The organism is Streptomyces otsuchiensis (assembly GCF_004305975.1).
Taxonomy (GTDB): domain Bacteria; phylum Actinomycetota; class Actinomycetes; order Streptomycetales; family Streptomycetaceae; genus Streptomyces; species Streptomyces otsuchiensis.
The window spans coordinates 1-25,435 of the sequence record NZ_BHZI01000045.1; the positions used below are offsets into that span (position 1 = coordinate 1).

General features: G+C 74.4%; 23 protein-coding genes and 1 pseudogene. 7 read left to right on the top strand and 17 right to left on the bottom strand.

Annotated elements, in window-relative coordinates:
- The coding region (locus E0D90_RS06780; RefSeq protein ID WP_227870042.1) for a class I SAM-dependent methyltransferase at window positions 1-800 on the top strand (800 nt) is incomplete at its 5' end.
- Between the two features lie 51 nt (window positions 801-851).
- Here E0D90_RS06780 and E0D90_RS06785 read toward each other — a convergent pair.
- The 3 genes from E0D90_RS06785 to E0D90_RS06795 all read right to left on the bottom strand — a co-directional run bounded on the left by E0D90_RS06785 (window position 852) and on the right by E0D90_RS06795 (window position 3,228).
- On the bottom strand, window positions 852-1,733 hold the full coding sequence (locus E0D90_RS06785) for an RNA polymerase sigma-70 factor (RefSeq protein WP_130796983.1): 882 nt from the start codon (window positions 1,731-1,733) through the stop codon (window positions 852-854).
- Window positions 1,734-1,810: 77 nt separating this feature from the next.
- Window positions 1,811-2,383, bottom strand: a complete 573-nt coding sequence (locus E0D90_RS06790; protein WP_130796984.1) for a carboxymuconolactone decarboxylase family protein — start codon at window positions 2,381-2,383, stop codon at window positions 1,811-1,813.
- Between the two features lie 119 nt (window positions 2,384-2,502).
- A complete protein-coding gene (locus E0D90_RS06795; protein ID WP_130796985.1) occupies window positions 2,503-3,228 on the bottom strand; it encodes an SDR family NAD(P)-dependent oxidoreductase in 726 nt (241 codons plus the stop codon).
- Window positions 3,229-3,301: 73 nt separating this feature from the next.
- Between E0D90_RS06795 and E0D90_RS06800 the strand changes: the two genes are divergently transcribed.
- Window positions 3,302-3,874, top strand: coding sequence for a MarR family winged helix-turn-helix transcriptional regulator (locus E0D90_RS06800; protein WP_130796986.1), 573 nt, complete (start codon window positions 3,302-3,304; stop codon window positions 3,872-3,874).
- Window positions 3,875-3,974: 100 nt separating this feature from the next.
- Here the strand turns inward: E0D90_RS06800 and E0D90_RS06805 are convergent, their stop codons facing one another.
- Complete coding sequence (locus E0D90_RS06805; protein ID WP_130796987.1) at window positions 3,975-5,189, bottom strand: acyl-CoA dehydrogenase family protein; 1,215 nt, start codon at window positions 5,187-5,189, stop codon at window positions 3,975-3,977.
- A gap of 13 nt (window positions 5,190-5,202) precedes the next feature.
- Complete coding sequence (locus E0D90_RS06810) at window positions 5,203-5,784, bottom strand: SCP2 sterol-binding domain-containing protein (protein WP_103528280.1); 582 nt, start codon at window positions 5,782-5,784, stop codon at window positions 5,203-5,205.
- Window positions 5,785-5,857: 73 nt separating this feature from the next.
- Here E0D90_RS06810 and E0D90_RS06815 point away from each other — a divergent pair, with 73 nt between their 5' ends.
- Complete coding sequence (locus E0D90_RS06815) at window positions 5,858-6,547, top strand: TetR/AcrR family transcriptional regulator (protein ID WP_103528281.1); 690 nt, start codon at window positions 5,858-5,860, stop codon at window positions 6,545-6,547.
- A gap of 42 nt (window positions 6,548-6,589) precedes the next feature.
- On the opposite strand, the gene E0D90_RS06820 is transcribed toward E0D90_RS06815, so the two are convergent.
- Together E0D90_RS06820 and E0D90_RS06825 are read right to left on the bottom strand one after the other, a co-directional pair.
- Window positions 6,590-7,561: a MaoC family dehydratase gene (locus E0D90_RS06820; protein WP_157996823.1), complete on the bottom strand. Its 972-nt coding sequence runs from the start codon at window positions 7,559-7,561 to the stop codon at window positions 6,590-6,592.
- Window positions 7,558-8,973, bottom strand: a complete 1,416-nt coding sequence (locus E0D90_RS06825) for a 3-oxoacyl-ACP reductase (RefSeq protein ID WP_130796989.1) — start codon at window positions 8,971-8,973, stop codon at window positions 7,558-7,560. Before E0D90_RS06825 ends, E0D90_RS06820 begins: the two co-directional genes overlap by 4 nt.
- A 77-nt stretch (window positions 8,974-9,050) precedes the next feature.
- Between E0D90_RS06825 and E0D90_RS06830 the strand changes: the two genes are divergently transcribed.
- Entirely contained in the window at window positions 9,051-10,457 is a 1,407-nt protein-coding gene (locus E0D90_RS06830) for an acetyl-CoA C-acetyltransferase (protein ID WP_130796990.1), read from the top strand.
- Window positions 10,458-10,584: 127 nt separating this feature from the next.
- Complete coding sequence (locus E0D90_RS06835) at window positions 10,585-12,516, top strand: AMP-dependent synthetase/ligase (protein WP_130796991.1); 1,932 nt, start codon at window positions 10,585-10,587, stop codon at window positions 12,514-12,516.
- 49 nt (window positions 12,517-12,565) lie between these two features.
- On the opposite strand, the gene E0D90_RS06840 is transcribed toward E0D90_RS06835, so the two are convergent.
- The 3 genes from E0D90_RS06840 to E0D90_RS06850 all read right to left on the bottom strand — a co-directional run bounded on the left by E0D90_RS06840 (window position 12,566) and on the right by E0D90_RS06850 (window position 14,533).
- Complete coding sequence (locus E0D90_RS06840; RefSeq protein WP_103504482.1) at window positions 12,566-12,904, bottom strand: rhodanese-like domain-containing protein; 339 nt, start codon at window positions 12,902-12,904, stop codon at window positions 12,566-12,568.
- Window positions 12,905-12,961: 57 nt separating this feature from the next.
- Window positions 12,962-13,987: a hypothetical protein gene (locus E0D90_RS27465; protein WP_227870043.1), complete on the bottom strand. Its 1,026-nt coding sequence runs from the start codon at window positions 13,985-13,987 to the stop codon at window positions 12,962-12,964.
- Between the two features lie 144 nt (window positions 13,988-14,131).
- Window positions 14,132-14,533 carry a winged helix-turn-helix transcriptional regulator gene (locus E0D90_RS06850; protein WP_103528480.1) on the bottom strand — a complete coding sequence of 134 codons (402 nt, stop codon included), beginning with the start codon at window positions 14,531-14,533 and terminating at the stop codon, window positions 14,132-14,134.
- 112 nt (window positions 14,534-14,645) lie between these two features.
- On the opposite strand from E0D90_RS06850, the gene E0D90_RS06855 reads away from it, so the two are divergent.
- Window positions 14,646-15,305, top strand: coding sequence for an FMN-dependent NADH-azoreductase (locus E0D90_RS06855; RefSeq protein ID WP_130796992.1), 660 nt, complete (start codon window positions 14,646-14,648; stop codon window positions 15,303-15,305).
- Window positions 15,306-15,359: 54 nt separating this feature from the next.
- Here the strand turns inward: E0D90_RS06855 and E0D90_RS06860 are convergent, their stop codons facing one another.
- Together E0D90_RS06860 and E0D90_RS06865 are read right to left on the bottom strand one after the other, a co-directional pair.
- Complete coding sequence (locus E0D90_RS06860) at window positions 15,360-16,796, bottom strand: NAD(P)-binding domain-containing protein (protein ID WP_130796993.1); 1,437 nt, start codon at window positions 16,794-16,796, stop codon at window positions 15,360-15,362.
- Between the two features lie 27 nt (window positions 16,797-16,823).
- Window positions 16,824-18,212, bottom strand: coding sequence for a carboxylate--amine ligase (locus E0D90_RS06865; RefSeq protein ID WP_227870044.1), 1,389 nt, complete (start codon window positions 18,210-18,212; stop codon window positions 16,824-16,826).
- Between the two features lie 255 nt (window positions 18,213-18,467).
- On the opposite strand from E0D90_RS06865, the gene E0D90_RS06870 reads away from it, so the two are divergent.
- Window positions 18,468-19,568 carry a glycoside hydrolase family 26 protein gene (locus E0D90_RS06870; protein WP_130796995.1) on the top strand — a complete coding sequence of 367 codons (1,101 nt, stop codon included), beginning with the start codon at window positions 18,468-18,470 and terminating at the stop codon, window positions 19,566-19,568.
- A 107-nt stretch (window positions 19,569-19,675) separates the two neighbouring features.
- On the opposite strand, the gene E0D90_RS06875 is transcribed toward E0D90_RS06870, so the two are convergent.
- The 5 genes and pseudogenes from E0D90_RS06875 to E0D90_RS27655 form a co-directional block, all read right to left on the bottom strand.
- Window positions 19,676-21,523 (bottom strand): hypothetical protein, encoded by a 1,848-nt coding sequence (locus tag E0D90_RS06875; protein WP_130796996.1) that lies wholly within the window; start codon window positions 21,521-21,523, stop codon window positions 19,676-19,678.
- On the bottom strand, window positions 21,520-22,638 hold the full coding sequence (locus tag E0D90_RS06880) for a glycosyltransferase (protein WP_130796997.1): 1,119 nt from the start codon (window positions 22,636-22,638) through the stop codon (window positions 21,520-21,522). The genes E0D90_RS06875 and E0D90_RS06880 overlap by 4 nt, the downstream gene beginning before the upstream one ends.
- A complete protein-coding gene (locus tag E0D90_RS06885; RefSeq protein WP_130796998.1) occupies window positions 22,638-23,456 on the bottom strand; it encodes a polysaccharide deacetylase family protein in 819 nt (272 codons plus the stop codon). The genes E0D90_RS06880 and E0D90_RS06885 overlap by 1 nt, the downstream gene beginning before the upstream one ends.
- Window positions 23,437-25,074, bottom strand: coding sequence for a lipid II flippase MurJ (locus tag E0D90_RS06890; protein WP_307721129.1), 1,638 nt, complete (start codon window positions 25,072-25,074; stop codon window positions 23,437-23,439). Before E0D90_RS06890 ends, E0D90_RS06885 begins: the two co-directional genes overlap by 20 nt.
- Before the next feature lie 68 nt (window positions 25,075-25,142).
- Window positions 25,143-25,435, bottom strand: a pseudogene (locus E0D90_RS27655) (hypothetical protein); the annotation flags it as partial.

Below are 25,435 nucleotides of genomic sequence, written 5' to 3' on the forward strand. Positions count from 1 at the left end.
CCACCACACCCAGCACACCGCCGGGCACGCCACCCCCGCCGGAGCATCCGCCCCACGCGGCCGACGCGGACCACGGCCCGACGGCGTCCGCGGCGCGCGAAGAGCCCTATCTGCCGGATGAGTTGGCCTATGCCGGGCCGGAACACCTGGACCCGGAGTTCGTGGCGGGCTTCGACCGCAAGCAGGGCAGCCCCGACCCCACGCCCCAACTCGCCCTGCTGCGCGACCACGGGGTGGACGGCACATCGAGAGTGGTCGATCTGGCCGCCGGGACGGGCCGGTTCGCCCTCGCCGCCGCGCGGCGGTTCGGCGAGGTGATCGCGGTCGACGTCTCCCCGGCGATGGTCGACCATCTGCGCGCCCGGGTCGCCGACGAACGGCTCGACAACCTGCGGTGCGTCCGTGCCGGTTTCCTCAGCTACCGCCACCAGGGGCCGCCCGCCGACGCGGTTCACACCCGGCACGCGCTGCACCAACTGCCGGACATCTGGAAAGCGGTGGCGCTGGACCGGATCGGTGCGATGCTGCGGCCGGGCGGGCTGCTGGTGCTCAGCGACCTGGTCTTCGACTGCTCCCCGGCGGAGGCCGAACCGCTCTTCCGGCAGTGGCTGGAGAACGCGCCGAGCGGCGACCCCGCCCGTGGCTACACCCGCGACGACTACGCGGAGCATCTGCGCACCGAACACTCCACCTACCGTTGGCTGTTGGAGCCGATGCTGGAACGGTCGGGCTTCGAGATCCTGCGCAGCGACTACGAGGGCCGGATCTTCGGCAGCTACCTCTGCCGCAAGTCTCTCTGAGGCGGGCCGAGTCGGGCCTGTCCGGCCCGTACGGCCCGCCCACGTCACCGCTCAGTCCGGCTCCTGCCCCGCCGCCGGTGGACGGCCACTGCCCGTCCCCGGTACCCGCAGGTGGGAGAGCTTGTCGGGGTTGCGCAGCAGCCGGATGGCGGCGATGCGCCCCTGCCCGTCGATGTCGAGAACGGCGACGGTGTCCGGTTCGCCGCCGCTGGTCGCGAGGATGCCGGGCTGCCCGTTGACGGTGGCGAACGCCACCTCCAACTCCGGTGCCTGGGAAAGGACTCCGAGCGCCCAGCGGGCGGTGCGGTCGGCGCCGTGCAGCGGCCGGAGCGCGGCACGCCGTTTGCCGCCGCCGTCCGCCCAGACGGTCACGTCGGGGGCGAGCAGCCGCATCAGCTCGCCGACATCGCCTCCGACGGCGGCCGCGAGGAACTGCTCCGTCAGCCGGCGTTGCCGCGCGGCGGAGGTGTCGTAACGGGGGCGGCGTGCCTCGACGTGTGAGCGCGCGCGGCGGGCGAGTTGCCGCACCGACGCCTCGGAGCGGTCCAGCGCCTCCGCGATCTCGCGGTGGGAGTAGCCGAAGACCTCCCGCAGCACGAACGCGGCGCGTTCCAGCGGGGACAGGCTCTCCAGCACCACCAGCAGCGCCAGCGACACCGCCTCCGCGCGTTCCACCTCGTCTGACGCGTCCGGGGCGGTGACCAGCGGTTCCGGCAGCCAGGGGCCGACGTACCGTTCGCGCCGCGCGGCGGCGGAGCCGAGGCGGTCGAGGGCCAGGTTGGTGACGGTGCGCGCGAGGTAGGCGCCGGGCCGTGCCACCGGGACGGTGACGGCGTTCCAGCGCAGCCACGTCTCCTGGACCAGGTCCTCGGCGTCCGCGACGCTGCCGGTCATCCAGTAGGCGATGCCGAACAGCCGGTCGCGGTGGCGCATGAACTCCGCGACCGGTGCCCCATCCCCCGGCCCCCCGGCGGGCGTGCCGCCGCCCGCCGGGCCGGCGCTCCCGGTGCTCACTTCGCGGACGCCGCGCGGCGGGGCTGGACGGCGCACTCGGTGGCGAAGCCCTGGCTGACCAGCCCGAGCGCGCTGTTGATGCGGGAGCGCTGGTTCTCCAGCGCGATCATGGTGGTGAGTTCCACGAAGGCGGCCTCTCCGAGCTCGCGCAGCAGCGTGGCGGCGACCTCGTCGGTGACCTCGGGCGGGTTGGCGGTCATCTGCTCGGCGTACTCCAGGACCAGCAGCTCTGTCTCGTCGAAGCTGTCGCGGTGCTCGCGCCAGGCCGGAATCCTGCTGACCTTCTCCATCGGCAGACCGAGCCGGTCGGCCTCCCAGTGGCCGAAGTCCATGCACCAGGAGCAGCCGATGCTCGCCGCCGTGCCGGCGACCGCCAGGTGCTTCAGGGCGGGGTCCAGCGCCTTCCAGCGTGCGACGCCCAGTTCGTAGCGGGCGAGGGTGCGCAGCAGGCGCCGGTGGTGCGCGGCGGCCAGCAGCGGCTCCATCTCACGGCCGTACGCGCGGCGCGAGTACCACAGGGCCAGCCGTACCAGCGGGGTGCGGCGCGGGGTGAGCGAGATGCGTGCCATGACGATGTCTCCTGCCTCTTCGCCCCGCCGGACGCGGGGCCTCACAGCGATGACGGGACAGGCCCGGAGGATGTGACATCGGGGGCGCGGGCCGACGCGGCCCGCGCCGGGTGCCGCGCTCAGCGCGTGGTGTGGGCGCCGCCGTTGACGTGGATGGTCTGGCCGGTGATGTGCCGGGCGCCGTCGGAGGCGAGGAAGTGGATGGTGGACGCCATGTCGCCGACGGCGCCGGGCCGCTTGTTGTGGGTCTCCTCCACCAGGTGGGAGCGGCGGGCGTCGGTCATCCGGCCGTGGAAGAAGTTGGTCTCGTCGATGAACCCGGCCGCGATCACGTTGCAGGTGACGCCCTTCGGGCCGATGACGGCGGACAGTGCGGCGCTCCAGGTCGCCAGCGCTGCCTTGGCGGCGCCGTAGGAGCCGCCGCTCCGCTCGGAGCCGATGGTTCCGATGGAGATGACGGCGCCGGCCGGCGCGGCGACCAGCTTCTCCTTGACGGCGGTGGTGGCCAGGACGGCGGTGAGGAGGTTCTTGCCGAGGGCTGCGTGCCACTCGGCGAGCACCGTCTCCAGGTGGGAGTGGGAGGAGGCGGTGAACTCGGGCAGTCCGCCTGCGGAGTTGACCAGGACGTCCAGGGTGTCGCCGAGTCCTGCGGCCAGCTCCTCGACCTGGGCGGGGTCGGTGCCGTCGCAGACGACGCCCTCGGCGCCGCACTCCCGGGCCGCCGCCCTGACGGTCTCCTCGTGTCTTCCGGTGATCACCACGCGGTCGCCGTCGGCGGCGAAGCGCTTGGCCGCAGCGAGACCGATTCCGCTGGTGCCGCCGGTGATGAGAACGGTTCGTGCCATGGTGAGTCCCGTCAGCGTGGATATGGCCAGATCAACGTTTAGACCTAAACATACATCGGGAGAGTACGCCGCCATGGAGGACACGCAGCCGCCGGAGTCGCCCGGGGAGATCGCCGCCGCCTGGCGGCGGGAGCGGCCGGGGACGCCCACCGAGTCGATCCCCGTCGTCACCCCGGTGTTCCGGCTGGCCAAGCTGTTCGAGGACGACCGGCAGCGCGTGCTGCGGCGCGCGGGCATCGACCGGGCGACGCTCGACCTGCTGAGCACTCTCCGGCGGTCCGGCAGCCCCTACACGCTCACCACCCGCGAACTGGGCGGGCGCACCCTGGTGACGGCAGGCGCGATCTCCCAGCGGGTGGCGCGGGCCGAGCGCGAGGGACTGGTCTCCCGCGCCCCCGACCCGCGCGGCGGGCGCGGCATCCTCATCTCCCTCACCGACGCCGGGCACGCCCTGATCGAGCGCTCCGTCGAGGAGGTCCTCGGCCGCGAGATGTACTTGGTCGAGGGCCTGGAGGAGTCAGAACGCGACGCGCTGGCCGCGTTGCTGGCGAAGCTCACCGGGCAAGTGCGTGAGCGGGCGGCCACCCCACTGCCCCCGGCCGCGCCGCGCCGGGCCGACGAGCGGCCCGGCGAGCGGCCCGGATGACCGCCGGCCCGGGTGAGCGCCGGCCCGGCCGCCGGCGCCCGGCCGACGGCCGCCCGGCTGACGGCGGCCCCGTCGCCACCCACCACGGACCCCGGCCCGGTCAGCGGATCTGGCGGCCGGAGATGGCGCGGGCGATCACCAGCCGCTGGATCTCGCTGGTGCCCTCGAAGATCGTGTAGATCTTGGCGTCGCGGTACATCCGCTCCACCGGGTGGTCACGGCTGTAACCGGCGCCGCCGAGGATCTGCACCGCCTTCTCGCCGGCGCTGACGGCGAGTTCGCCGGCGCGCAGCTTGGCCATGGACCCCTCTCCTGCGGTGAACCGCTTCTCGTTCCGGGCCATCCACGCGGCGCGCCAGATCAGCATCCGCACCGCGTCGATGTCGGTGCGCAGATCGGCGAGGGCGAAGGCGATCGACTGGTTGTCGATGATCGGCCGCCCGAACGCCTCGCGCTCACCGGCGTATTCGAGCGCGTACTCGTAGGCGGCGCGGGCGATACCGAGTGCCTGGGCGCCGACGGTGGGCCGGCTGACCTCGAAGGTCGCCATGGCCGCCTGCCCCTTGGCGGCGCCGCCCTCCCGGGCCCGCGCCAGTCTGCGCTCCAGCTTCTCCCGGCCGCCGAGCAGGCAGCCGCCGGGCACCCGGACGTCGTCGAGGAAGACATCGGCGGTGTGCGAGGCCCGCAGGCCCAGCTTCCTGATCTTCGGCCCGCCGACGAGACCCTTCGTCCCGGGCGGCACGATGAACGCCGCCTGCCCCCGGGCGCCGAGCTCCGGCTCGACGGAGGCGACGACGACGTGGACGTCCGCGATCCCGCCGTTGGTGATCCACGCCTTCTGGCCGCTGATCGCCCACTCGTCCTTCGCCTCGTCGTAGCGGGCGCGGGTGCGCAGCGCGGAGACGTCGGAGCCGGCCTGCGGCTCGGAGACGCAGAACGCCGCCAGCCGCGGGTCCTGCGCGTCGCCGAAGCACTGCGGCACCCACTCCGCGAGCTGGTCGGGGGTGCCGGCTGCGAAGATCCCGGCGACACCGAGGCTGGTGCCGAAGATCGCCATGCCGATGCCGGCGTCGCCCCAGAAAAGCTCCTCGTTGGCGATCTGGAGGGAGAGCCCGGTGTGGTCGCCGAACAGCTCGGCCAGCGTCTCGAAGCTGTAGAGGCCGATCGAGGCGGCCTCACGGATGACGGGCCAGGGAGTCTCCTCCCGCTCGTCCCACTCCGCCGCCGCGGGCCGGACCACACCGGCGGCGAAGCCGTGCACCCACTCCCGCAGGTCGCGCTGGTCCTCGGTCAGGTCGAGGGAGAATCCGCTCATGTCGTCGGCCTCCTCAGCGGGGCTTGGGGATGTTGAAGAGCCGGGTCATTCCGGTGGCCAGCGCGACGTCGCCGCCGAGCCGCAGCTTGCGGGTCATGAACATCGTGACGGGGTTGGCGTTGCCCGAGACCAGCTTCAGGAACTCGGCGTCGCCGAGGGTGATGGTGGTGCGCGGGCTCGCCTCGGAGGCGCCCTCGTGGACCGCGCACGTCCCCTCGTGGACCGTGACGTCGTAGGTCTCGGTGGTGTCCCCGGTGATCTCCCAGCGGATCACCGCGCTGAGCGAGCCGGCCGCCTCCGGACGGAACTGGCGCTCCATGCGGGAGAAGATCTCCCGCAACACCCGCTTGCGCAGCGGCGGATCGGCGGCCAGCTCGGAGATCTCCCGCTTCGACATGCCCTTGACGATGGTGGCGAACTCCTCGGGCGAGACACTCGCGAAGTCGAGCGACTCCAGATCGTCGGCGCCGGGAGTGCCGCCCGCCGCGAGACCGGACCCGCCTCCGGCCGGCTCGTGCACACCGTCGTTCGCGCCGTGGCCCTCGTCATGGCCCTCGCCGTGGGTCTCGCGCGCACCGGTCGGGTTCTCCGTCATCAGCTCTTCTTCCCTACCACGCAGTAGACTTACCGAAGAGTAAGATTACGGGCGGGTAGGTAGGCTGACAAGGGTGAGCGAGAAACGCAGGCAGCGGCTGCCCCGGCAGGTCCGCGAGCAGCAGATCATCGACGCCGCGGTGCGGGTCTTCTCCCAGCGCGGCTACCACGCGGCCGTGGTGGACGAGATCTCCGAGCTCGCCGGCATCTCCAAGCCCATGGTCTACCTCTATCTCGGCTCCAAGGAAGGGCTGTTCGTCGCCTGCGTACGGCGCGAGGGCGAACGACTGGTCACGGCGTTCCGCGAGGCGGCCGTGACCGGCGGCACCCCCGAGGAGAGACTGTGGGCCGGGCTCACCGCCTTCTTCCGCTTCGTCACCGAGCACCGTGACAGCTGGGTGGTGCTCCACCGCCAGGCCGCCGAACTGGGCGAACCCATCACCGCGGAACTGGCGTTGATGCGCCGGTCGGTGAGTGCCGAGGTCGCCGCGCTGCTGCGGGACGGCATCGCGCTGCGCGCCGACTCCGGACTGGGCGACCATGACGCCGAGTTCGCCACCCACGCCCTGGTCGGCGCCGCCGACGCCCTCACCGACTGGCTGGCCCAACACCCCGGCGAGACGCCCGAGTCGGTGACGCTGCGGATGATGAACATGATCTGGGTCGGCATGCGCGACGTCCTCAACGGCAACACCTGGACCCCGCCCGCCACCACGGACGGCCCACCCGGCCGGGCGTCCGCCCCGGATGACGAGGCCGGTTAGACCTGTCGCCGGCGCGGCCCGGCGGCGGGCCGCGTCCGGGCCTCAGGGGGAGGACGGCGGCAGGGGCCGCAGTTCGGCACGCAGATGGCTTCGGCCGGTGACGGCGTCGGTCACCGCCAACACGAGACTGCCCGCGTCATGCTGGACCGCCTCGGACCCGTCGCGCTCGGCGGGACCGGCGGCCAGCGTCAGCCGTGCGGGCAGCAGCACGGGGGCGCGGAACTCGACACGTGCCCACAGCGACCCGGCCATCGGAGACGGTCCCGGGGCGGGCCCGGCCGCGTGTGCCGCCTCCAGCGCGCCGAACGCCCGGGCGGCGGTCCACATGCCGTGGGCGATGGCCCGGCGGTAGCCGAACGGCCGGGCGGTCAGCGCGAAGAGGTGGATGGGGTTGCGGTCCCCCGAGACCGCTCCGTAGGCCCGCCCCACATCATCCGCGGCGGCGAACTCACCCTGTATCGGGCTGTCTTCGGACGCGCCTTTCAGCGCGCGCGGCGCCGCGCCGCTCCCCGCCACCGCCCTGTCCAGCGCCGTGTCCACCGCCACGAGCCCCCGCCGCAGGTACTCCGCGACCGAGCGCCACACCACCACATCGTGGGCCAGTGCCTCGGTGTGCACGGGGAAGACGGTGCCGCGTGGGTGCGGGAACGGCCGCCCGAGCCACACGCGCAGGCCGAGCGGTGCGCCGGCAGGGAGCGTCCGCAGCCGTTCCACCTCGTTGGCGACATGGACCAGCCCCGGCAACGGCACCGGGAAGTCGCGGCGTGCCAGCAGCCCCAGCGTCAGCGGGAACGCGGCCGTCTGCGGCCACAGCAGCGGCAGTTCCGCCTCCGGCCGCCCGTCGGCGGGCAGTCCGCACAGCTCCCGGTACCGCCGCAGCCGCTCCGGGCGGGCCACCGCCGGCGGAGCCACCGCGACGGCTTCCGGAACGGTGCCGGGCCGGGCGATCCCCGTGCGCCGCTTCGGCAGCACGGCACGGACATAGTCGGTCAACGGCGACGGCACGGCGCTCACGCACCCAGCAGGGACTGGCCGCACACCCGCAGCACCTGGCCGTTGACCGCCGCGCTCCCCGGCGCGGCGAGGTAGGCCACCGCCTCCGCGACATCCTCCGGCCGGCCGCCCTGGCGCAGGCTGTTCATCCGGCGCCCCGCCTCGCGCACCAGCAGCGGAACGGTGGCCGTCATGGAGGTCTCGATGAAGCCGGGCGCGACCGCGTTGGCCGTGCAGCCACGACCGGCGACCACGGAGGCGAGCGCCTGGGTCAGGCCGATCAGACCGGCCTTGGCCGTGGCGTAGTTGGTCTGCCCGGCGTTCCCCGCGATGCCCGCGATGGAGGAGGTGCAGACGATCCGCCCGCCCGGCCGCAGCAAGGGGCCGTCACCGGCCAGCAGGTGGTCGGTGATCCGCTCCACGGCGGTCAGGTTGACGGCGAGGGTGACGTCCCAGCGGCCGCCGTCCATCCGGCCGAGCGTCCGGTCCCGGGTGACGCCCGCGTTGTGGACGACCACGTCGACACCGCCGTGCAGCTCGCGGAGCCGCTCACCGATCAGCCGCGGCGCCTCCGGAGAGGTGACGTCCACCTCCAGCGCGGCGCCACCGAGGGCACGGGCGTGCCGCCGCGACTCCTCGGCCCGGCCGGGGACGTCGACGCAGACCACCCGGGCGCCGTCCCGGGCCAGGGCCGCGGCGACCGCCGCGCCGATCCCCCGGGACGCGCCGGTGACCAGCGCCGCCCGGCCCGCCAACGGCCGTCCCCCGTAGACCGGTTCAGAGGCCGCCGAACCGGACGCGGCGGAGCCGGGTCCGGGCCGGGAGAGGCGGATGACCTGACCGGAGACATAGGCGGAGCGCGCCGAGAGCAGAAACCGCAGCGTGGACTCCGCGGCTCCCTCGGCGCCCGGCGGAACCAGCACCAGCTGGGCGCAGCCGCCGCGCCGCAGCTCCTTGCCGAGCGAGCGGACGAACCCCTCCAGAGCGCGTTGCGCCGCCGCCTCGGCGACGGACCCGGTGTCCTCGGGCGGAGTCCCGAACACCACCACCCGTCCGTTCGGGGCGAGTCGGCGCACCCGTGGGTGGAAGAAGTCGTACAGGGAGCGTAGTTGGGTGGAGTCCCGGATACCTGTGGCGTCGTGGACCAGGGCGGCGGGGGCGGTGCCGCCGGGTTCGCGGCCTTCCGGACCGGGGGCGTCATCTCCTCCGGGTGGCACCGCCGGGGCTCCGGCCTCCTCGCGCAGGGTGGCCAGCAGGCCGCGCAGCGGCTCTCCCATCCGCCCGCCGTGGGCCTCGCCCAGCTCGGCCGGACCGGCCAGCACCGGCATGCCCGGCCGGTGGCGTCGCAGCACCTCGGGACGCGGCAGCCCCAGCCGCCGGGCGATCAGCCCGCCGGGGCCGCCCGCCGTGAATCTTTGGTAGCGATCGGGCATTGATTTCCTCCCTACGCGCAAGTAAGTCTACTGAAGAGTAAGTTCGTGGGTACCGAGACCACAAGGAGCCGGCAGCCATGCCCGCAGCCGTTCGCCGCGTCGCCGTCATCGGCGGCAACCGCGTCCCGTTCGCCCGCGCGGACGGGCCCTACGCGACCGCGTCCAACCAGGAGTTGCTGACGGCAGCGCTCAACGGACTGGTCGACCGCTACGCACTGCACGGCCTGCGGCTCGGCGAGTTCGTCGCCGGCGCCGTGCTCAAACACAGCCGGGACTTCAACCTCGCCAGGGAAACCGTCCTCGGCAGCCAACTGGACCCTCGAACGCCCGCGTTCGACCTCCAGCAGGCATGCGGCACCGGGCTGGAGGCCGTCATCGTGGTCGCCAACAAGATCGCGCTCGGCCAGATCGACGTCGGCGTCGCGGGCGGCAGCGACACGGCGAGCGACGCACCGCTCGGCGTCAACGACCAACTCCGCCGGACCCTGCTGTCCGCCCGCCGCGCCGGTACCCTCCGCGGCCGGCTCCGCTCCCTCTCCGCCTCCCGGCCCCGCCACCTGATACCCGAGATCCCCCGCAACGCGGAGCCGCGCACCGGCCTGTCGATGGGCGAACACGCGGCGCTCACCGCCCGCCAGTGGGGTATCGGCCGGGCGGAGCAGGACGCGCTGGCGGCGGCGAGCCACCACCGGCTCGCCGCCGCCTACGACCGGGGGTTCTTCGACGACCTGGTCACTCCGTACCGCGGCCTGGAGCGCGACCAGAACCTCCGGCCCGACACCGGCGTCGAGCGACTGGCACGGCTCACACCGGTGTTCGGCGTCGACGGCGCGGCGGGCCGGTCCGCCCGGTCCACCGGTGACGGCGCGGAGCCGACCGCCACCATGACGGCGGGCAACTCCACTCCCCTCACGGACGGCGCCGCCACCGTGCTGCTGGCCGACGAGGAGTGGGCCGCCCGGCGCGGGCTGCCCGTGCTGGCCCGTATCTCGCACTCCCGCACCGCCGCCGTCGACTTCGTCTCCGGGCCCGACGGTCTGCTCACCGCGCCCGCCTTCGCCGTCCCGCCCCTGCTGGCGAGCGCCGGGCTGTCCCTGGCCGAGCTGGATGTGGTGGAGATCCACGAGGCGTTCGCCTCGCAGGTACTGGCCACCCTCGCCGCCTGGGAGGACCCGGAGTTCTGTGCCCGGCGGCTCGGACTGGACGCCCCGCTCGGCACCGTCGACCGCGCCCGCCTCAACCCGGTCGGCTCCTCGCTCGCCACCGGCCACCCGTTCGCGGCCACCGGCTGCCGGATCGTCGCCACGCTGGCCAAGCAGCTGCACGAGCGGGCGGCGGCGACGGCGGACGGCGGGGCCGGCCGGGGCCCGCACACCACCGGCGGCGACGCGGCCGGACCGCCGCTGCCGCCACCTCCGCCGCACGGGCTGATCTCCCTGTGCGCGGCCGGCGGGCAGGGCGTGACCGCCCTGCTGCACGGCTGAGGCCGCCGCGCCCGAGCCGTGCTTCCCCAGGCCCGAGGCCCGAGGCCCGAGGCCCATGTCCGTGTCCCCGTGTCCTATGTCCCGTGTCCCGTGTCCCGTGTCCCGTGTCCCGAACAGGAGCCGCCCCGTGGGAATTCGCAGAGACCTCCGTCGTGCCCGGAGCCGACCCGAGCTGGCCGAGCGCGTGCGCATGGAGCTGGTGCGCGAGGACGGGGTGGTCCGGCAGGCGACCGCGTCACCGCTGGGCGAGCCCTTGCGGTCGGGCGGCGTCGGCGACATCCCGTACACCAACGCCGCCCAGGCGCCGGAGACCGTGCTGGTCCGCCGAAAGCGAGGCGGCGAGTGGCGCCCGGTGACCGCTGCCGCCTTCGCCCGTGAGGTGACCGCCGTCGCCAAGGGACTGATCGCCGGCGGGCTGGAGCCGGGCGGCCGGGTCGCCGTGATGGCCCGCACCCGCTACGAGTGGCAGCTGCTGGACTTCGCGATCTGGGCCGCCGGCGGCTGCGGCGTCCCCGTCTACCCGACCTCCTCGGCCGACCAACTGGCCTGGATCCTGGAGGACTCGGGCGCCGAGCAGCTGATCGTGGAGACACCGGACCACCAGGCTCTGGTCGCCGAGGCCACGGCCGGGTGGGACCGCGCACCGCAGGTGTGGCAGCTCGACGACGGAGCTGTCGACGAACTCGCACGCCTGGGTGAGCCGTTGGACGACGCGGAGATCACCGCACGCCGCGCCGCCGTCACACCGGAGGACGTGGCGACGATCTGCTACACCTCCGGTACCACCGGCCGCCCCAAGGGCTGCGTGCTCACGCACACGGCACTGCACGCCGAGGCGGCCGCCACCATCGGGCTGCTGCTGCCGGTGTTCGAGGAGATCACCGGCCAGCGGGCCTCCACGCTGCTGTTCCTGCCGCTGGCCCACATCCTCGGCCGCACCATCCAGCTCTCCTGCCTGATGGCCCGGGTCGAGGTCGGCCACTGCCCGAGCATCAGGCCGGACGATCTGCGTCCCGAACTGACTTCCTTCCGGCCGACGTTCGTCGTCGGCGTCCCGTACCTCTTCGAGAAGATCCATGACACCGCACGTGCGACCGCCGAACGAATCGGCCGAGGAGCCTCGTTCGAGCGCGCGCACCGGATCGCGACACGGTTCGGGCAGACCGAACTCGACGCCTACCTCGGCCGGGGCCGTCGCCCCGGCCCCGCTCTGGCCGCCGCCCGGGCCCTGTACGACCTGCTGGTCTACCGGCGCGTCCGCGCGGCGCTGGGCGGACGGCTGCGCTACGCGATCAGTGGCGGCTCCCCCCTCGACCCGGAGCTCAACCGCTTCTTCCTCGGCTGCGGCATCGTGATCTACGAGGGCTACGGCCTCACCGAGACCTGCGCGGCGGCGACCCTGGTGCCGCCGCTGGAGCCGCGACCGGGCACGGTCGGCACACCGGTACCGGGCGTCTCGGTACGGATCGCGGACGACGGGGAGGTGCTGATCCGGGGCCCGATCGTGCTCAGCTCCTACTGGAACGCGCCCGGCACCGCGACCGACGCCCTGCGCGAGGGCTGGTTCGCCACCGGCGACCTGGGCTCCCTCGACGACCAGGGCTATCTCACCATCACCGGCCGGAAGAAGGATCTGCTGATCACCACCGGCGGCAAGAACGTCTCCCCCGCCGTGCTGGAGGACCGGCTGCGCAGCCGCCCGCCCGTCGGGCAGTGCCTGGTGGTCGGCGACAACCGCCCCTTCGTCGCCGCACTGGTCACGCTGGAGGCCGACGCGCTCCGGCACTGGCTGCGGGTGCGCGGACGGCCCGCCGACACCCCGGTCGCCGAACTTGCCGATGACCCCGAACTGCGGGAGGACGTCCAGCGCGCCGTGGACCACGCCAACGGCGCCGTCTCCCGGGCCGAGTCGATTCGCGCGTTCCGGGTGGTCACGGGGGAGTTCACCGAGGAGAACGGCATGCTCACCCCCTCGCTGAAGGTCCGCCGGGCGGCCGTGGAGGCAGCGTACGCGGACGAGATAGCCGGGCTGTACGAGGGCGGGGGCGGGGGCCGCTGAAGCGCGACTCCCGCGCGGCGGCGCCTGGACGCCGGAACCGCCGTCGCCGTCAGAGCACGAAGGGTGTGCCGCCCCCGCCCTGCAGCGGCCGGCCCGCACCCTCCCAGGCGAGCATGCCGCCGTGGACGTTGGCCGCGTCCAGACCCTGCTGGACCAGGTAAGCGGTCACCTGGGCGGAGCGGCCACCGACCTTGCAGACCACGTGGACCCGGCCGTCGGCGGCGCGCTCGGTGATCTCGCCGAGGCGCTGAACGACCTCGCCCATGGGGATGTGCAGGGCGCCCTCGGCATGTCCGGCGGCCCACTCGTCGCTCTCGCGGACGTCGAGGAGCAGGCCGTCGGCGGGCAGGGCGTCCACGGTCACGGTGGGGAGCTGCGCGAAGTTCATAACCGCACCCTACTCATCCGGCGCCCCTTACCCGGAGCGCCGGAGTGACGACGCCGCTCAGCGGCCCGCGCCGCGCCCGTCCGCCGGGTCCGCGCCGTCCGCGTGAGCCGCCTCGGACCCATCGGCGCCGTCTGCCCCATCGGCGCTGTCGGACCCGTCTGCCCCATCGGCGCCGCCATCGACCGAGGAGGCTTCCTCCCGCAGCCGGGCCAGCTCCGCCTCCCGGGCGGAGACCTTGGCACGCAGGTCGGCGGCGATCTCCTCCAACAGGGCGTCGGGGTCGTCCTCCGCCAGCTTCAGCATCGAGCCGATCGCCCCGGCCTCCATCTCGGCCGCCTCCTCCGCCAGCCGTTCCTTGCGGGCGGCGAGCCACTCCAGGCGGGCGGCCAGTTCCTCGGCGCGCCCCATCGGGGTCGGCTCTGGGGCCGGCCCGGCGGACCACTCGTCAAAGAGCCGCTGCAGCGCCTCGACGTCACCGCGCGCGTACGCCTGGTTCACACGGGCGACGAAGGCGTCACGACGAGCGCGCTCGGTCTCGTCGGTCACCAGGTCCGGATGGGAGGCACGCATCAGTTCGCGGAACAGCTTGCGGGCCTGCTCTCCCGGGCGCACCCGGGGCGGCGGCTGCACGGACTGGCCGGTGAGCATCGCCACGGCGTCCGGGCGGATGCCCTCCGACTCCAGCCAGCCCTCGAACAGGCCGGACAGCTGGGGCATCGGCAGCACCTGGGCGCGGGCTTCCTCGGCCCTGCGCAGATCCTCTGGGTCGCCGGTCCGGGCGGCGATCGCCTCCGCGACGGCGGCGTCCAGCTCTTCCAGCCGGGTGTGCAGCGGGCCGAGCCGCTCCTCGTGCAGCCGGGCGAAGTTCTCCACCTCGACACGGAAGGACTCGACGGCGATCTCGTACTCGATCAGAGCCGCCTCGACCGCGCGCACGGCCTGTTCCAGCCGTTCGGTGGCGGCGCGGTCCGCTTCCCGCGCCGCGTCGAGAGCCGCCGGGTCTTCGGTCGGCTCACTCTCGGCGGCCGGCTCCTGCTCCGGGTCGGGCGGGCCGGGCTGCTGTGCGTCTTCCGGGGTCGTCACCCGCAACAGGCTACGTGCCGACGCGCCATGCGTCGTTCCGGGACGAGTCACCGAGCACCGTCCCGGCTCATCCCGGCCACCTTTGTTTCACGTGGAACCACGGCGTCGCGGAGTCGCCGGACCGAGCAGCGCGTCAGACAGGCCCTACCCCTCGGCCTCCCGGAACTCGCTCGGGCAACCGGACGCCCCGTCCTGTAGATGCCCCTCGGCCCAGCGGGACAGCTCCTGCATCGCGGGGCGGAGTCCGTGGCCCGCGTCGGTCAGCTGGTACTGCACCCGCAGCGGCGGCCCGTGGTCGACCTCCCGGCTCACCAGGCCGAGCTCGGCCAATTCGGTCAGCCGATCGGAGAGCATCCGCTCGCTGATGCCGGGGACCGAGCGGCGCAGTGTGGCGAAACCGCCCGGCCCGTTCATCAGGGCTGCGATGAGCAGCCCGGTCCAGCGCTTGCCCAGCACCTGGAACACGTGCTGCAGCCCACCCTCAGGCTCACGACACCCGGCCTCGTTGCCGGCGGTGCCCGATTCTCGTGCCCCGGTCTCAGTCATGAGACCCAGCCTACTGGAAGAACAGCACGAGATGCAGAAAAGTAAGTGCCTGTGGTACTAATAGCTACGCACCTTGTGGGAGCTACTGAACTTTGCACTGGAGGAGTCACCCATGGCAACGCTGCTGCACATCGACTCGGCCCTGAACCGCGAGAACTCCGTCTCCCGGGCCGTCACCGCCAGCTTCCGGCAGGGCTGGGAGGCCGAGCACCCGGACGGCACCGTCGTGTACCGCGACCTCGCCGTGAACCCCGTGCCGCACATCGACACGGTCTCGTACGCCCTCGGCGGCGTGCCCGAGGACCAGCAGGACGACGCCCAGCGCGCCGCCTTCGCCGCCCGCGAGCAGCTGATCCAGGAGCTGGAGCAGGCCGACGCCGTGCTGATCGGCGCGCCGCTGTACAACTACACGATCCCCTCCACGCTGAAGGCATGGATCGACCACGTGATCGTGGTCGGCCGCACCAGCGCGGGCGACCAGGGCACCGCCGCCGGCACCCCGACCACCGTCGTCGCCAGCCGCGGCGGCTCGTACGCGGCCGGGACGCCCCAGGAGGGCAACGACTTCGCGGTGCCGTACCTGAAGCACGCGCTGGGCACCGTGCTCGGTCTGGAGACCGAGTTCATCGTGCCGGAGCTGACCCTGGCCCGCGTCGTGCCGGCGATGGCCGAGCTGATCGACACCGCCGACGCCTCCGCGGCGGCCGCCCACGAGGCCGCCTCCAACCGCGGTCGCGCCCTGGCCGGCAAGCTGGCGCCCGCCTCGGTATGACCGCCCCGAGCGCCCCGCCGTCTTCCGTCGGGGCGTCCCTCACGGGTGCGCCGCTCAGGAGCCGCCGGAGCCCTCGCCCTGCCCGGCACCGGTGACCGCGCCGCCGACCGGGTCACCGGAACGCGCCCGCCGCACCGGCCGCGCGGAACGCACGGTCGCCGAGGTGGAGCGCCCGTCCGACGTGGGAGCAGAAGCGGGCGCCGAGGCCGGGGCCGCGGCCGAACCCGATGCCCCGGCCGACGCCGCCGCACCGGCCGGCCGGTGCCCGGTCGCCACCGGCGCGCCCGCCGGACGGACCGCGCCCAGCCGCTGCCGCACGCCGCGCACCAGTCGCTCCGCCGTGAAGGTGGCCCCGTGCACGAACCGCATCGCCGGGCCGAAGGACGGCGCCGTGAGCAGCCCCGCGAAGAACAGCCCGCGCACGGAGGACTCGAATCCTCCGTCCAGCCAGGGCGCCCCGGACCCGGGCGTGGTCCGCAGCGCGGCGCGCAGTGAGGGGTCGAGCATGGCGAGCCGGTCCAGTTCGGGGGTGAAGCCGGTGGCGGCCACGACATGGCCGGTCTCCATGGTGCGGCGCAGCCCGTCCGGCCCGGCCACCTGCATCCGTACACCGCCGTTGGCGGGTTCGGCGCTGACCAGCCGCCGTCCCAGATGGACCGGGATGACGCCCTCCACCCGCTCACGCAGCCACCAGGCGCCGGCCGGGCCGAGGGCGGTGTCGGCGATCCGCACGCGCATCCCGCCGGGCAGGCGCCGCACCGCCCACGGCAGCTCCGACCAGACCCAGCTCGGCCAACCGGTGCCCAGCCCGGAGTGGGGGTCGCGCAGCGAGGCGAACGGGGAGCGCCGCAGCGGCTGCGGCGGAGTGTTCCAGTTGACGCGGTCGGCGCGGGCCAGCAGCTGCGGGTGGGCGCCGGCCTCGGCCAGCAGAGCCGCGGTCTCCAGCGCCGCCTGACCGGCGCCGATCACGGTGACGTCCAGGCCGAGGAAGCCGGACAGGTCGCCGTGGTCGCTGCTGTGCGAGGCGAGCTGCGGGGGCAGGGAGCGCAGCGGGCCGGGACGGTTGACGAACGGCATGACGCCGACCGCCAGCACCACCGACCGGGCGCGGATGACCTCGCCCTCGGCCGTGGAGACCCGGAACCCGGTGGTCTCCGGCGCCACCGAGGTGACGGTCAGCTCCTCGACCCTCGGCTGGAGCTGCTCGGCGAACCACATGCCGTAGTCGCTGAAGGTGCCGATCGGGAGCGGGGAGGCGTGCTCGGCGCGCAGACCGCGCGGGGCGCAGTAGGCGCCGAGGGTGTGCCGCCGCCCGGGGTCGGAGAGGTTGGAGGACCACGGCTCGGACTTCAGGTACATCCCCGCGGGCATGTGGTCCCGCCAGCTCGCCATCGGACGCCCCAGCACCCGCAGGTCCAGGCCGGCCGCGGCCGCGTGGGAGGCGATCGAGAGTCCGTAGGGGCCAGCGCCCACCACTACGACGTCATGCATCAGGATTCCCCGCTCACTTTCGTTGTCTTACCGGGTGGACTTGGGCGTGTGGGTCGTCGCGGACGGCCCGGCCGGTGGGGTCCGGGAGCCGGGCGCGTGTGGGGTGGACGCACGCCGGTCGGCTGGCGTGCGGGAGGTGCGGCCGGGAGCGCGGCCGGGGCCAGGCGCCGCCTGGGGCGCGCCTCCGGCCTGCGGTGTCGCGGGCGCCGGGGCACCGGACGGCGCGGCTTCCGCCGCCGGGAGCGGGCGGGGACGGGTGGACCGGTCGGTCACCGTCCGCACAGCCCGCACCGCGCGTTCGGCCGCGCGCCGCATCGTCCCTCCGGTCATGGCGAGGAACGGGGCCGGGTCGTCGGAGGCGAACCAGGCCGTCTCCACCTCGCGTCGCCCGCCGCCCGGTGGGTGCGGCAGCGGGGCGGCACGCCGGGCACGCGGGGTGAGCAGCGCCGAGACCGGGCCGTAGTTCTCGGTGACGAACAACCGGCCCGACACCGGGCGCGGTTCGGGGACGGGCCGCCCCGTCAGCTCCAGGTGGAGGGCGCGCACCACGTCCGTGCCGGACCGGTCGCTGAACAGCCGGAACTGGGCGCCGACCCGTGGGTTGGCGTCCAGCAGGTGGTAGGCGCCGCTGTCGGCGTCCCAGCGGAAGTCGAGGTCGAGGATGCCGCGGTAGCCGAGACGCGCGGCCAGCCCGGCCGCGTCCCGGGTGAGCTGCGCGTGCGGCAGCCAGCTCCCGACCGCCGTCAGCCCGGCGCCCACCGGCCAGGCGAGTTCCTTGCGGCCGGTGCCGCCCGCCAGCAGCCGGCCGCCCTCGCCGAAGCAGCCGTGGAAGAACCAGTCGGCGCCCGCCCGCGAGGGCAGCAGTCGCTGGAGCAGCAGCGGGCTGCCCGCCTCGGCCGTGCGGGCGTGCAGCCGCAGCACCTCCGCCACGCTGCGGAGCACGGTCGTCGACCGGAGCCCGTCGGCCCCGCTCGGCAGCAGCCAGGGCCGGCTCCACTTGGCCACCAGGGGCAGACCGAGCCGCAGGGCGGCGGCGCGCGCCTCGCCGGGGGTGGCGGGCAGTTCGGTCTCCGGGTGTGCCAGTCCGAACTCCTGGCAGATACGGGCGAGTTCCGCCTTGTCCGCCAGACGGGCGGGGAGGCCGGGGTCGGTGTCCGGCAGCAGGAAGCGCGAGCGCAGCCGGGCGGGAAGCCGGGCGGCGACCAGCGCCGCCCGGTCGTCCATGGGGATCAGCACCGCCCGCCGGCCGATCAGACCGGCGGCCCGTTCCAGCGCCGCGAGCGCGGCACGGTCGCCGTCGTCGCCGACACGCGGCATGGGGTGCGGACGGTGGAGGTGGACCGAGCGGACCAGGGGCACGCCGGGCGACTCGGCGAAGGCGTGCACCTCGACTCCGGCACGGCCGAGCGACCGCACGGCACCGAGAGAGCCGTGGTGAAAGGGATTTCGGTCGAGGCGGAAAATCAGCGCGGGAACTCCGGAATTCAGGGAGGGCACGCTTACACATACTTCCCGACAATGACCTCACCGGGTCGGCGACTCCTCGTTCGGCCGACCGAGAAGCGTTCGCACAGCCCAATAAGCGGATAGCCCGTTTATCATCAGACGAAATCCCCATCGGTATCCGAGGCGCCCATCCGGCCATACCTGCGATCGAGGAGAGAAACCGTCATGCCGTTCCCCCTCCGGACATCCACACCCCGCAGGTCCACGCTCCGGGCCGTCAGCGCCGGAGTTATCCTCGCCGTCACGCTGCCGTTCGCCGGAGTCACCGACCGCGCCGCGGCGCAGTCCGCCCCCGGGTCCGACAGCGACACCGACAGCGACACCGACGCAGACACCCACGCCGAGACCGAGACCGAGACCGAGGCGCCCAGACTCCCCGAGGACACCTTCGGTGTCTTCCTCGGCTCCGGCCCCGAGGGGATCCTGCGCGCCGACCGTATGCGGAACTGGCTCGGCGGCACCGAGATGCGGGTGGGCCGCACCTATCTGCCCGGCGACCGCTGGTCCAACATCGAGGGCCGCCCGGAGTTCCTGCGGCCCTGGGCCCATTGGCGCTCGGCCGATCCGGAACGGCTCTTCGTGCTGAACGTCCCCATGCTCGACCGGAACGAGGAGGGGATCTCCGACCGGGAGGTGCGCCACCTGCTGCGGGCCGGGGCGGCCGGTCAGTTCGACCACCACTTCCGCGTCCTCGCCGAGCGGCTGGTGGAGCTCGGGCTGCCGGACACCGTCATCGTCCTCGGCTGGGAGATGAACGGCACCACCTACACCCACCGCTGCGGGCCGGACCCGGTGGCGTGGAAAAGCTACTGGCGGTCGATCGTCACGGCGATGCGCGCCGTCCCGGGACAGGAATTCCGGTTCGACTTCGCGCCGAACCGAGGCGTCGACGCCATCGGCTGGGCGCATTGCTATCCGGGCGACGACGTGGTGGACATCGTCGGCCTCGACTCCTACGACCAGCCGCCCGGCGAGAATTTCGACGACCAGGTGAAACAGCCCTACGGTCTCCAGGACCATGTGGATTTCGCGGCGGCACGCGGAAAGCCGATCTCTTTCCCGGAATGGGGACTTTTCCGCAACGGCGACAATCCGGAGTACATGCGCCGGATGCTGGAATGGATCGCCGAACACCAGCCGGTCTACCACAGCATCAGCGACTACTGCCCGCACGGCGTCTGGTGGTGCGGCCACAACTCCCGCTCCTCCGAGGTCTTCCGCGACGTCCTCAGCCGGCCGGACACGGAGGATCCCGCCGACGGCTGACCCCGACGCCCCGCCGGAAGCGGGGCGGCGACGACAGCGGCCCGGCCGGGAGCAGCCGCGCGGGTGCGATCAACCGCGTCGGCCGGGCCGCCCAGGGGTCCCGGCCGTCACCGCGTCACCACCGGCGAACGCGAGCCGACGGGCCCGTCCACCGCGTTCTCCCGCGACACCCTGTACCCGGTCTCCGCGCTCCCGATCGCCGCGCTCCCGCCCGCCGCATCGCTGGCGGAGTGCTCGCGGCGGTGGTGCCGGGCGAGGAGGAAGAGCGCGGCGGCCACCCCACCGGTGGCGGCGCCGACGGCCCCGGAGGCGCTGGCCGTCGGACCGGACGGGTCGGTGGGCGGCAACGCCTCGGAGAGCACGATCAGTTCGGCGCCGGTGATGGGTTCGGCGTCGTTGCCGTAGGCGACCAGTGCCGGGGCGACGGCGTTGGCGACCGCCGCGGCGTCGGCGGGACGTCCGGCGGTACCGGTGATCTCGATGACCGGGGCGTCCGGGGAGGTGGAGGCGCGCACCTCGCCGGGCAGCCGGCCCGCCTCGGCGAGCACCACCGGGTCGGAGGCGAGCCGGCCGTAGAGCTGGGCGAAGCCGACCGCCGAGGCGGGGTCCGTGCCCTCCGTCGCCCGCACCACCACATGGCCGCGCGCCTCGTACTGGGCGGGGGCGAGCTGCGCGTAGCCGAGCCCGGCCACCAGGCCCGCCGCCAGCCCGGCGACGACCAGGCCCCAGGCCGGCGGACGCCAGGAGCGACCGCGTGGCGCCATACGGCCGAGCCGGCGCCGGGCATCGGCGCGTACGGCCCGCACCGAGGCCGTGGCCCGGTCCGCTTCCTGCCTAGGCGTCATCAACTCCTCGATCGCGCTGCGGTGTTCGACCCTCTCGACGAAGTGCTCGACCGTGCCGTCGGGTTCGGCCGCGGATCGGACGGCCGTGGCGCCGACGGGGTGCAGGCTGGCCACCGCGACGGAGGACTCGGTGCCACCGACGGCCTGGAGCTGCGCCGCGTCGGCGGCGGCCACCACCGGATCGGCACCGCCGCGCCGTGGCCGGACGGCCCGCAGCCCGCTGGTGACGGCGCGGGCGAGCCACGCCGGGGCCAGGGTGCGCGGCCGGGACGGGGCGGCGTGGCGGCCCCGGCCGGTCCGGCGGCCGCCCGCACCACCGCTGTCGTCCGCTGTGGCCGCGCCGTCCGCGACGCGGGCGGGTACGGCGGGCGGCTGGGCGGCGCGGCGTACAGGGAGCGGCGCGTCGCCGACGGGGCGGACGCGCTCGACGGACGGTGCGACGGCGAGCGCCGCGTCCGGCACCGGCACCACCACGGAGACCGTCCCGGGCAGATGGGCCGGCGCCCACACCAGCAACGGAGCGTCGGCGTTCGGGCCCGCTCCCCCGGTGCCTTCCCCGGCGTCCCGCCCCTCGGCCGCCGGCGGCGTCGCGTCGGACCGCCGCACCACGACCCGTGCGCCGGCCGCGACCTCGAAGGTCGTGACCCCGGGCGTCCGGCCGGCGACGGTGGCGGTGGCGGCGACCGGACGTTCCCGGCCCGTGCCCGTCGCCGACGCCGTGCGCGCCCGCGCACCGGTCACCGCCTCGCGCCGGGCCACCGCCGGCGGGCCGGGAACGCGGACCACGCCGGTCCGCACCGGCCCGGCCGCTGCCGCACCCTCCCACTCGCCACCGGCCGCGGCGCCGACCGACGGCCCATCGGCCACCGCGGCGCCTACCGCCGTGGAACCAGCCGTCGAACCAGCCGCAGCCCCGGCGGTGTGCTCGGACGCCGGACCGGCGTCGGTCCGGGCCGGCGGCAGTCGGCGCGCGAGCTGCCGGACGGCGACCGCCGCCAGACCGCGCGCCGTCGCCACGGACACCGCCACCGCCCGCGTCAGGACGGTTCGCGCGGCGCCCGCCGGGTCCGGCCGGTCCACGACCTTGACCCATGAGTATTCGCTGTTCATCGGGTTCCTCCAGCCGTGGCCACCGCGGTACCGGTGGCTCGTTCGTAGATCTCCGCCAGGCGGTCCGCCGCCCGGCCGATGTCGTAGTGGCGCACCGCGCGCGGCTGCGGAAGCCGCACGGGGCCGTCCGCGACGCGGGCCCGCAGCGCGTCCGTCAGTTCGGGCATGCCGCCGCCCACCCGCCGGGCTCCCGGGGCGTGGTCGGCGGGCAGCTCGTCGAGCGCCGGGCAGGTGGTGTGCAGGACCGGCAGGCCGGACGCCAGGGCCTCCAGCACGGCCAGCCCGAAGGTCTCCTCCTGCGAGGGCGAGACAAAGACGTCGAACGCCGCCAGCAGCGCCGGGACTTCGTCGCCGGGCCGGTCACCGAGCAGCCGCACCCGTCCCGCCACCCCGAGGTGCGCGGCGAGCCGCGTCAGCCGGTCCCGCTCCGGCCCGGAGCCGGCCACCACCAGTACGGCGTCCGGCAGTTGGGCGATCGCGCGGATCAGGACGTCGAACCGCTTGCCCGGGACCAGGCGGCCGAGCCCGCCGATCACCACCGTCTCCGGGCTGACTCCGAGCCGGGCACGCACGGTGCGGCGGGCCCGGGCGTCGAACCGGTAGCGGTCCGCCTCGATGCCGTTGGGCACCAGATGGACACGGTCCTTGGGGACTCCCCAGCGCCGCAGCCGGTCGGCGACCGCCGTGGAGACGGCCACCGTGGCGTCGCCCAGCCGTTCCGTCGCCAGGTAGAGCGCCCGGGTGGGCGCGGTGATGGGGCGGCCCTCGATCCGGTCCTCGCCCAGCGAGTGCTCGGTCGCCACCACGGCCCGGACTCCCGCCATCCGCGCGGCGATCCGTCCGTAGACGCAGGCGCGGTAGAGGTGGGTGTGCACCACGTCGTAGCGTCCGGCCCGGATCGCGCGCGCCAGTCGCGGCAGCGCCGCCAGGTCACGGTTGCCGGCCATGCGGAGGTCACCGACGCGGACCCCGTCCGCCCGCAGCCGGTCCGCGACCGGGCCGGGGTTGGTCAGCGTGATCACATCGCACTCGACGGGCAACCTCCTGAGCAGGGTGCTCAGTTGCTGTTCGGCACCACCGGCACCGAGCCCGGTGATGATGTGCAGGGCACGCATCACAGGGCCTCCCCGTCCCGGGAGGCGGGAACGGTCACCGGGCGGCGGCGCAGCGGGTGCAGTGCGCGCTTCGCCCACATCCGCAGGGTGGAGTCCCGCTGTCCGATGTGGGCGCGGGGCAGGGCGTAACGGCCGGTGAGGGCACCGGGGTTGATGGAGCAGGCGTAGTCGTAGCCGACCTCCCGCGCCATGGCCGCCGCCGGGGCGTCGACATCGCCGTACGGGTAGCAGAAGCCCGCTGGCGGAACTCCGTTGATCTCGGCCAGCCGCTCCCGGCTGTCGGCGAGTTCGGCGCGGAGGTCACGTTCGCGCAGTCCGCGCAGACCACGGTGGTACATGCCGTGCGAGCCGATCTCCATGCCGGCGGCGGACGCCGCCCGCACACCGTGCGCCGTCAGCAGCGGCTTGCGCGGCCCCAGCGGGTCCCAGTCGTTGAAGCCACCCAGCATCCCCGGCAGGACGAAGACGGTCGCCGAGCAGTCGTAGCGGTGCAGGAGCGGCACGGCGCCGGTGAGGAAGTCGGTGTAGCCGTCGTCGAAAGTGAGCCCCACCAGGCCGGTGGCGTCACCGTCGGCCTGCGCCCGCAGCAGTTCCGCCATCGACACCCCGCGCAGGCCCCGGGCGCGGAGCCAGCGCAGCTGCTCCTCCAGCCGCCGCCGGGAGACGGTGATGTTGTACGGATCGGCGGTCGGGTGGTCGACCGAGTGGTACATCAGGGTCCACGGCAGCACGGAACCTCGCGACCCGGTGGGCGTCGCGGACCTCACCGCGTTCCTGACGGCGGACTTGACGGTGCTCTCACGGGACACGTCGGGCATGGCGCAGCCTCCTTCGGGCTTCGGCGATCAGGGGCAGGACCTCCGGGACCCGCAGCGCCCGGCAGGCGGCGACGAGTACGGCGGGAACCACGACACCGGCGGTGGCGAGCGCCATCGGCGGTGAGTCGAAGGACGCGGCGGCCGCCCATCCGGCGGCGGTCGCGACGGCGGTGGCGAGCACCAGCCGGCCGAGGGTGGAGAGCACCCGGCCGGTGTCCAGCGGCATCACGCGGGTGCCCAGACCGGCGAGCAGCAGCAGCGCGCTGACCGCGATACCCGCTGCGTTGGCCGCGGCGATCCCCGGCGCGCCCCACGGCCCGACCAGCAGTGTCCCGGCCACCACGGTCACCGCGAGCCCGGCCGACATGGCGGCGAGCGGGTACCAGGTGGGCCGGGCGGCGGAGAAGAAGGGCCGGACCAGGGTGCCGACCAGTGTGTGGCCGAGCAGACCGAGCGCGTAGACGCGCATGACGTCGGCGGTCGCGGCAGTCGCCGACGCGTCGAACGCGCCGCGCTGGAAGAGGAGTTCGATGAGCTGCGGGGCGCAGGCGAGCACGAAGGCCGCGCCGAGCAGCACCACCGCCGACGCCAGCACCAGGTCGCGCTCCACCCGGCGGCGGGCCCGTTCGACGTCCCCCTCGGCCATGGCGCGCGCGACGATCGGCAGTGTGACGGTGGCGATCATCAGCGACAGCACCATCGGGAGCTGGGCGACCTTCTGCGCGTAGTTGAGGTGGGAGATGGCACCGGCCGGCAGGCCGGAGGCGAGGAACCGCTCGACCAGCACCTGCGCCTGTCGGCTCAGCGCGAACAACGCGACGGGCGCCACCACGGCGAGCGCGGCCATGCCGGGCGCCGTCAGGGCGGACGGCGGCGAGGGCGGCGCGGCCGGGGCTGCGGACGGCGACGCGGACGGGACTGCGGACGGGACCGAAACCGGCGCTCGCTCCCCTTCCCGGCGCGGCAGGTGCCGCAGAAAGGCGGGCAGCTGCACCAGCACCATCAGCACGCTGCCGACCGCGACCCCGAGCGCTGCGGCCCGCATCCCCCACACGGTGTGCAGGGCGAAGGCGACGGCGATGATCCCGAAGTTGTAGGCCATGTAGATCGCCGCCGGCGCGGCGAAGCTGTGGTGCGCCCGCAGTACCGCGCTGAGGTAGCCGGCGGTGCCGAAGGTGAGCACGGTGACGGCGGTCAGCCGCGTGCAGTCCGCGGCGAGGCCGGGATCGGCCAGCCCAGGAGCGAGCAGCCGGACCAGCGCCGGTGCGCAGGCGGCGACGACGGCCGCGACCACGGCGAGGGTGAGCAGCAGCCGGGGGAGCGTCGCACGCAGCAGCAGCCGTACCGGGTCGGGTGCCGAGCCCGTGGCGCGGTGGGCCAGCGCCAGGCTGAACGCGGGCACCAGCACCAGTGCCATGGCGTCCTCGATGAGCACGGTGGACGCGAACTCCGGCAGCGTCCAGGCGACGAGGAACGCGTCGGTCTCGCGTCCGGCGCCGAAGAGATGGGCGATCGTCTGGTCGCGCATCAGCCCCAGCAGCGAGCCCCCGGCGGTCAGCAGCGCCGTGACCAGGGCGGCCCGGGCGACGAACCGTTCCCCGGCGCCCGCGCCGCGCACGCCCCCGCCCCCTCCGGCCGGACCGGGTCCGGCGGGGGCGGCGGCGGGCGCGGACGCCGGGGCGGCCGTCATGGCGTGCCCGCAGCGGTGACGGAGGACGCCGACGCCGGGGAGGGGACGGACACCGCCCACCAGGCGACCAGGCCGAGCACGACGGCGGTCGCCACCGTGGTCGGGCCGCCGATGTCGGCGTAGCAGAAGTTGACGGTCTGCCAGACCATGAGTCCGGTCGCGAGCAGCCCGATGTCCGGAGCCACCGGCCGGGTGGCCGCCATCCCGAGCGGCCCGGCACCGCCGAACCACGCAGGCACCCGCCCGCCCGCACTGCCACCGCCCGCGTGGTGGCGGTGCGGGCGGTGGC

Excerpts from the sequence above, each read along its gene's own strand:
- E0D90_RS06800 (WP_130796986.1), top strand. The coding sequence starts at position 3,302 with ATGGAGGACACGCAGCCGCCGGAGTCGCCCGGGGAGATCGCCGCCGCC.
- E0D90_RS06810 (WP_103528280.1), bottom strand. The coding sequence starts at position 5,784 with ATGACGGAGAACCCGACCGGTGCGCGCGAGACCCACGGCGAGGGCCAT.
- E0D90_RS06870 (WP_130796995.1), top strand. The coding sequence starts at position 18,468 with ATGCCGTTCCCCCTCCGGACATCCACACCCCGCAGGTCCACGCTCCGG.
- E0D90_RS06885 (WP_130796998.1), bottom strand. The coding sequence starts at position 23,456 with ATGCCCGACGTGTCCCGTGAGAGCACCGTCAAGTCCGCCGTCAGGAAC.
- E0D90_RS06790 (WP_130796984.1), bottom strand. The coding sequence starts at position 2,383 with ATGGCACGCATCTCGCTCACCCCGCGCCGCACCCCGCTGGTACGGCTG.
- E0D90_RS06875 (WP_130796996.1), bottom strand. The coding sequence starts at position 21,523 with ATGAACAGCGAATACTCATGGGTCAAGGTCGTGGACCGGCCGGACCCG.
- E0D90_RS06805 (WP_130796987.1), bottom strand. The coding sequence starts at position 5,189 with ATGAGCGGATTCTCCCTCGACCTGACCGAGGACCAGCGCGACCTGCGG.
- E0D90_RS06785 (WP_130796983.1), bottom strand. The coding sequence starts at position 1,733 with ATGCGCCACCGCGACCGGCTGTTCGGCATCGCCTACTGGATGACCGGC.
- E0D90_RS06855 (WP_130796992.1), top strand. The coding sequence starts at position 14,646 with ATGGCAACGCTGCTGCACATCGACTCGGCCCTGAACCGCGAGAACTCC.
- E0D90_RS06825 (WP_130796989.1), bottom strand. The coding sequence starts at position 8,973 with ATGCCCGATCGCTACCAAAGATTCACGGCGGGCGGCCCCGGCGGGCTG.
- E0D90_RS06860 (WP_130796993.1), bottom strand. The coding sequence starts at position 16,796 with ATGCATGACGTCGTAGTGGTGGGCGCTGGCCCCTACGGACTCTCGATC.
- E0D90_RS06795 (WP_130796985.1), bottom strand. The coding sequence starts at position 3,228 with ATGGCACGAACCGTTCTCATCACCGGCGGCACCAGCGGAATCGGTCTC.
- E0D90_RS06850 (WP_103528480.1), bottom strand. The coding sequence starts at position 14,533 with ATGACTGAGACCGGGGCACGAGAATCGGGCACCGCCGGCAACGAGGCC.
- E0D90_RS06880 (WP_130796997.1), bottom strand. The coding sequence starts at position 22,638 with ATGCGTGCCCTGCACATCATCACCGGGCTCGGTGCCGGTGGTGCCGAA.
- E0D90_RS06840 (WP_103504482.1), bottom strand. The coding sequence starts at position 12,904 with ATGAACTTCGCGCAGCTCCCCACCGTGACCGTGGACGCCCTGCCCGCC.
- E0D90_RS06830 (WP_130796990.1), top strand. The coding sequence starts at position 9,051 with ATGCCCGCAGCCGTTCGCCGCGTCGCCGTCATCGGCGGCAACCGCGTC.